The sequence below is a fragment of the Neptuniibacter caesariensis genome (assembly GCF_000153345.1).
Classification (GTDB): Bacteria; Pseudomonadota; Gammaproteobacteria; order Pseudomonadales; family Balneatricaceae; genus Neptuniibacter; species Neptuniibacter caesariensis.
In genome coordinates, this window is record NZ_CH724125.1 from 586,871 (window position 1) to 592,870 (window position 6,000).

Genomic DNA, 6,000 nt, shown 5'->3' on the forward strand with positions numbered 1-6,000 from the left:
TTAAAAACTAAATTGAACAAAAGGGACTGTCGAGTTCCCAATACTTAATCCCGTTACTACAAGCAGGGCAGTTCAACCTGATACATGCAATCTCCCTATAGCACGATCTATTGATGCTATCTTATTAATGAAAGGGTTCCAATACCTTGTTGAAAAATATAGGAAAACCTATAGCGGCTTTGTGTGTTGAACAAATAAAGGATAATTGCTGTCACATAAGTGTAAATATGACGAACTAATCTGTGATAGGCTGACAATAACCGCTAGAATACAGCTTTAGGTCATTAGCACGTTAGCGCTTAGTATTTCTCATCAGATTGACGATAGGAGGGCGTATCATGACATCCACCGACAAAATTCACCCTAAGTTTACAGAAGCAATGGAAAAGCTTTCAGCAATGAGCGAAGAGGAAAGGCTTTCTGAGGAGAATAAAGATCTGTTTGAGCAGGCAATGAACTATGCTCCACTTGATATACAGCCGAAGTTAGTTGCCATTCGTAAGAAATATGACGAACTTCATTAATAGTATTTTAAGAGCAAAAAAGCCTCATATGAGGCTTTTTTTGTTCTTAGCTGTTGCTACGAAAGCAGTTTATCGAGCATAGAATCATCAATGAAACCTTCTTCATCTTCGTCATAGAAATCTTCAGTTATCCTTTCCAGGGACGTATCCTCATCAAAGCCAAAACCCTCGGAGAATTCATCCATCCGAAGATGGCAGGCTTCACGCAAACCTACCAATAGATCGCAGTGAGAATCGTCAAGAAGGTTCGCAGAATCCAAGATCCGTTCGGCGTTCTCAAGACCGTTATTGATCCCGTCAAAGGTAATATATATAAACCGGACTAGGCTGTTGTGTTCTTGCCACTCAGGGTGCTGGTCATAATAGTGGGGAAAAATTGAGGTGACAGTGTTTATTACACTTTTAGCCAGATCATCTTCCGAGTGTATGTTTTCTGTTTCTGTTGAGGTATCCAGTTCAGCTAGCTCTATTTCATGTTCGAAACCTTCGCTAATGCTACTTATTAATGATGCATATATAACCTTGAGTATCTGATCGCTGTAACGAGAATCCCAATCTTCTGATCTTGCTAATAACTGCTCGTCTAAGGATTGACCAGTTAAAAGGGAGGAAGTGTCTGTTAAATTGATTTCTGCTTCCATGAGTTCCTCCTGATTAACACTTTCCATGTTAATAAGTATTGATCATTTGGAGGAATGTGGGCTGATTTTTATTCACTTCAAACGCTTGTTCTATTCAAAGAATTCAGCTGAAAAAAATAGAAGTAAATTAAAAAAAGATGAGTCTATTTGTAGAGATAGTATCCGTTTCCACCTAAGAATTTAGCGGCATACATGGCTTTGTCTGCGTTACCGATCAGTTTTTCAGAACTCTTGCCGTGGTCAGGGTAGACGGCAATGCCGGCACTGGCGCCAATATTAATGGTCTGATCATTTATCTGCATTGGTTCTCTTAAAGAGGTAATAACCTTTTGAGCCACTAAAATTGCACCTTCTACAGACGTTGTCTCCTCAAGAAGGAGGGCAAATTCATCACCCCCTTGTCTGGAAACAGTGTCGACTTTACGCACAAGATTATGGAGCTTTTCAGCGACCTTCTTTAATACCTCATCACCAAAAGGGTGCCCGTAGCGATCGTTGAGTGGTTTGAAATCGTTAAGGTCGAGATAGATCACTGCACAATGGTTTTTATTTCGTTCTGCCATCTGAATACAGCGAGTGACACGATCTAAAAAAAGTGCTCTGTTGGCAAGGCCTGTGAGTGGGTCGTGAAAGGCAAGAAATTCAAGTTTTTCCTGAGCTTGGCGCTGCTCGGTGTTATCAGTAAACTGCCCAATGTAATGAGATACTTTACGATCCGGACTGCGAGCAACAGAGATCTTGATGTTTTCACTGTAGAGATTGCCATCCTTGTTACGATTCCAGGCTTCCCCTTCCCAATAGTCATGATAATGCAAGTTATGTTGGATGCTGTCCATGAATTCAGGTGCGAGCCAGTTAGTATTGATTTCGTTAGCTGGTTTGTTGATGACTTCAGATTGGCTATAGCCGGTAATCGATGAAAAGGCAGAATTTACAAAGATAATCTTAAAGTTATCGTCTGTGATAATAACTGCTTCATTACTGTTTCTAACGGCAGTTAGTGCTAGGTCTGGTAAGGATTGGGTATTTGTCTGATGTGTTGCGGAGGGTTTCATTATCCCAAGAATGCCGTTTGTCTGTTGGCTGGCATCGATGAGAGGAGATTTACTGAGCCAAAATTTGTCCGCTTTGCTTTCAAACAAAACGATATCATCAAGTTCTACGGTTTGTTTGTTCTTAAATACCTGCGCGTCTGAATGGGCTAATTGCTGGTGGAGGTGGCGGGGAAATATCTGTCTGTCAGTCTTTCCCTTGATCGTATGAACCGGTTGGCCTAATAGTTCTGAATAGGCCTTATTGGCATATAAGTATTCTGCTCGACGGTTTTTAATCCATGCAGGATAAGGTAAGGCTTCAAGCAAATGAATATGTTGGCAGGCGGTTGTATGAGCGGATTCCCTCTTGGGCCTTGCCTGAGCTTGCTTAACACTGCTCTGTGCAGGTTCAGACGGAGGGTACTGATCATTGCTCATTTAACTAACTTCCTGTTGTTTTTGTGATCAAGAAAGCGAATCCTTGCAGTTTTTTAGCCAAAGGTCTAGTCAATCTTATTTCAGTGATATGGTTGATTCATTAATTGTATTTTGAAGGTGTGGGCAGTATGTGGTTAAAACAGTATTTAGTGATGGCCTTAATCATTTTTTTGGTAGGTTGCAGTAGCAGTGGAGTTGTTAAAACTTCATCTCCAGAAAAGAAAAAATCACCCGTTATATGGAGCGGTGATATCCAGAATATTAGTCATTGGCCTGATCAGGTAATGGAAACATCAGGTCTTGCTAAGCGCAGAGATCTGTTATGGACCATCAACGATAGTGGTGATGGCCCATACATTTACTCTCTAAAGAACAATAAAGTGCAGAGTAAAGTTGAAATTTATAATGCAAAAAATATTGATTGGGAAGATTTAGCGCAAGATGATGAGTATCTCTATATAGCCGATTGCGGAAACAATAGAGGGCAGCGCAGAACGGTTCAGATATATAAGGTTAACTGGAAAAGTATTGAACAATCTGGAGTGGTTGCAGCTGACATGATCATCAACCTTAGTTATGCAGATCAGCCCATTAGAGTGCATAAGCATGATCATAATTATGATTGCGAAGCGCTTGTTTCCGTTGGTGATGAACTTTGGCTATTCTCAAAAAACCGCAAGGATCTGAAAACCTGGTTATATAAGATTGATAAAAATCTACCTAATCAGAGTATCAGTCTAGATAGGGCCTTTGAGGTAGATGGGCTTATTACAGCGGCTGATTATGACCCTGGATCAAATCGATTGGTTTTGCTGGGTTATTCTAAGCAACGCATCTTTGGTAGATCATTTTTGTGGGTGGTTCCAGTTGATGAAGAGCCATTATGGAAGGAGGCTAAGTATTTAACCCTTTATCCATATGCACAATGGGAAGCATTAGTATGGGATAGCCAGTCTATCGGTGGGAGGCTAATTCTAAGCAGTGAGAAAAACCCGCTGCTAGATGTTAGTGTTGGAGAGATGTTCCTGCCCCAAAATAGATAATTGGGTTAAGGTTAGCCGAAGCGTTTTTATTACATTATAATAGCGCTCCTTTTTACTTTTACTATTAGATAGTTACGAGTCATGTTGCAGATATACAACACATTAACCAAAGAAAAATCACCTTTTACCCCTATCGAAGAAGGGAAAATCAAAATGTATGTGTGTGGTGTAACGGTTTATGACTTGTGTCATATCGGGCATGCACGTGTGATGGTGGCGTTTGATGTTATTACCCGTTTCATGCGATCTCAGGGGTGGGATGTTGATTATGTCCGTAACATTACTGACGTTGATGACAAAATCATCAAGCGTGCTGCTGAAAATGGTGAAGAACCACATGAGCTAACTGAGCGAATGATTGCAGCTATGCATGAAGATGAAGCGCGTTTGTCTGTGCTTCGCCCAACACAAGAGCCACGCGCGACGGCCCATATTGGCGACATCATCAGTCTGGTTGAGACGTTGATTGAAAAAGGTTTCGCCTACCCAGCGGCAAATGGAGATGTTTATTATCGTGTAGAGAAGTTTGCAGACTACGGCAAGCTTACTAATAAGAATGTCGATGAGCTAAAAACGGGTGCTCGCATCGAGGTTGAAGAAGCCAAGGAAAGTCCACTGGATTTTGTGCTTTGGAAATCTGCGAAAGAGGGAGAGGTAAGCTGGGATTCTCCATGGGGTAAAGGCCGCCCTGGCTGGCATATTGAATGTTCTGCGATGTCCAAGTGCTGCCTGGGCAATACATTTGATATTCACGGTGGTGGACCTGACCTTCCGTTTCCGCACCATGAAAATGAGATTGCGCAATCTGAAGCGGCCAATGGTTGTACCTATGTAAATACCTGGATGCACGCTGGCCCGGTTCGAGTTAACTCCGAGAAGATGTCTAAGTCTTTGGGTAACTTCTTCACCATCCGTGATGTGTTAGAAAAATACAATGCTGAAGTGGTTCGATTCTTCCTGGCGCGTGTGCATTACCGTACATACATCGATTACAGTGAAGATAGTCTGAAAGAAGCACGCGTTATGCTTGAGCGCTTTTATCAGGCGCTTCGAGGTGTTGATGCTGTTGAGGGTCCGCTTGAAAATGATTTCGAAGAGCGTTTCATCGCGGCTATGAATGATGACTTCAACACACCTAAAGCTGTATCGGTTATGTTTGAGCTGGTTAACGAGCTGAATAAGGCAACCAGGGAAGGGGCTAGTGAAGCGCCTGCATTGGCTGCTCAGTTACGTAAACTGGGAGGTATGCTTGGATTGCTACAGCAAAACGCTGATGAATTCCTCCAGGGTGAGTCCGAAGAGGGCGGTTTAAGCAACGAAGAAATCGAGCAATTGATTGTCGATCGAGCTGAAGCAAAGAAAGCGAAGAATTTTGCTGAGGCCGACAAGATTCGTGATGATCTTGCATCGCAGGGTATTATCTTGAAGGATAGTCGTGAAGGAACCAGTTGGTTTCGTGAATCCTGATCGGTTCTGAAATAAAAAAGGCAGCCATTTGGCTGCCTTTTTTATTTAAATGATATGCTTAAAGCGCGTCTTGCTTATTGGCTGCTTCAAGTGTGTTTTCCATCAATGTGGCAACAGTCATTGGGCCTACACCGCCAGGTACTGGGGTGATGAAATCGGCACGTTTTTCTGCTTCATCGTAGCCAACATCGCCTACAAGTCTGCCATCATCAAGACGGTTAATACCCACATCAATAACAATAGCGCCTTCTTTGATCCATTCGCCTTTAACGAGCCCTGGAATACCTACGCCTACAACAACCAGATCGGCGCGGCGAACATGAGCTTCAAGATCTTTTGTGAATCGGTGAGTTGTTGTTACTGTGCAGCCAGCAAGCAAAAGCTCTAGTGTCATCGGACGACCAACGATATTGGATGCGCCAACCACTACAGCTTCAAGCCCATGCATGTCTCTACCAGTAGAGTTAAGCAATGTCATAACGCCTTTAGGTGTGCATGGACGTAAAACAGGCAGTCTTTGAGCTAGACGTCCTAGATTGAAAGCATGGAAACCATCAACATCTTTATCTGGACGGATACGTTCAAGGATCTCATTGCCATCGAGATGTTCGGGTAGGGGAAGTTGAACCAGAATACCGTTTACAGAGGCATCGTTGTTGAGTTCATCAACAAGGTTCAAAAGTTCGTCCTGGGTAGTTTCAGCTGGCAGGTCAAAAGAGCGGGATTCAAAGCCTACTTCCTGACATGCATTTTTTTTGTTACGAACATATACCTGTGAAGCTGGATCTAATCCGACGAGGATAACTGCAAGGCAAGGTGCTTTTTTTCCACTATCAATGCGTTGCTGAACACC

6 protein-coding genes are annotated in these 6,000 nt (G+C 42.7%); 3 read left to right on the top strand and 3 right to left on the bottom strand.

Features of this window, described 5'->3' with window-relative positions:
• Nucleotides 1-338 precede the first annotated feature (338 nt).
• On the top strand, nucleotides 339-524 hold the full coding sequence (locus MED92_RS02860) for a hypothetical protein (RefSeq protein ID WP_007019972.1): 186 nt from the start codon (nucleotides 339-341) through the stop codon (nucleotides 522-524).
• 56 nt (nucleotides 525-580) lie between these two features.
• On the opposite strand, the gene MED92_RS02865 is transcribed toward MED92_RS02860, so the two are convergent.
• Both MED92_RS02865 and MED92_RS18370 read right to left on the bottom strand, forming a co-directional pair.
• The gene (locus tag MED92_RS02865; RefSeq protein ID WP_007019973.1) at nucleotides 581-1,165 is read right to left on the bottom strand and encodes a DUF5610 domain-containing protein; all 585 of its coding nucleotides are present in this window, start codon (nucleotides 1,163-1,165) and stop codon (nucleotides 581-583) included.
• A gap of 143 nt (nucleotides 1,166-1,308) precedes the next feature.
• Nucleotides 1,309-2,637, bottom strand: coding sequence for a diguanylate cyclase domain-containing protein (locus MED92_RS18370; protein ID WP_007019974.1), 1,329 nt, complete (start codon nucleotides 2,635-2,637; stop codon nucleotides 1,309-1,311).
• Nucleotides 2,638-2,765: 128 nt separating this feature from the next.
• On the opposite strand from MED92_RS18370, the gene MED92_RS02875 reads away from it, so the two are divergent.
• On the top strand, nucleotides 2,766-3,680 hold the full coding sequence (locus tag MED92_RS02875) for a hypothetical protein (protein ID WP_007019975.1): 915 nt from the start codon (nucleotides 2,766-2,768) through the stop codon (nucleotides 3,678-3,680).
• Between the two features lie 81 nt (nucleotides 3,681-3,761).
• On the top strand, nucleotides 3,762-5,147 hold the full coding sequence (gene cysS / locus MED92_RS02880) for a cysteine--tRNA ligase (RefSeq protein WP_007019976.1): 1,386 nt from the start codon (nucleotides 3,762-3,764) through the stop codon (nucleotides 5,145-5,147).
• A 58-nt stretch (nucleotides 5,148-5,205) separates the two neighbouring features.
• Here cysS and folD read toward each other — a convergent pair.
• On the bottom strand, nucleotides 5,206-6,000 hold a 795-nt coding region (folD, locus tag MED92_RS02885; protein WP_007019977.1), incomplete at its 5' end, for a bifunctional methylenetetrahydrofolate dehydrogenase/methenyltetrahydrofolate cyclohydrolase FolD.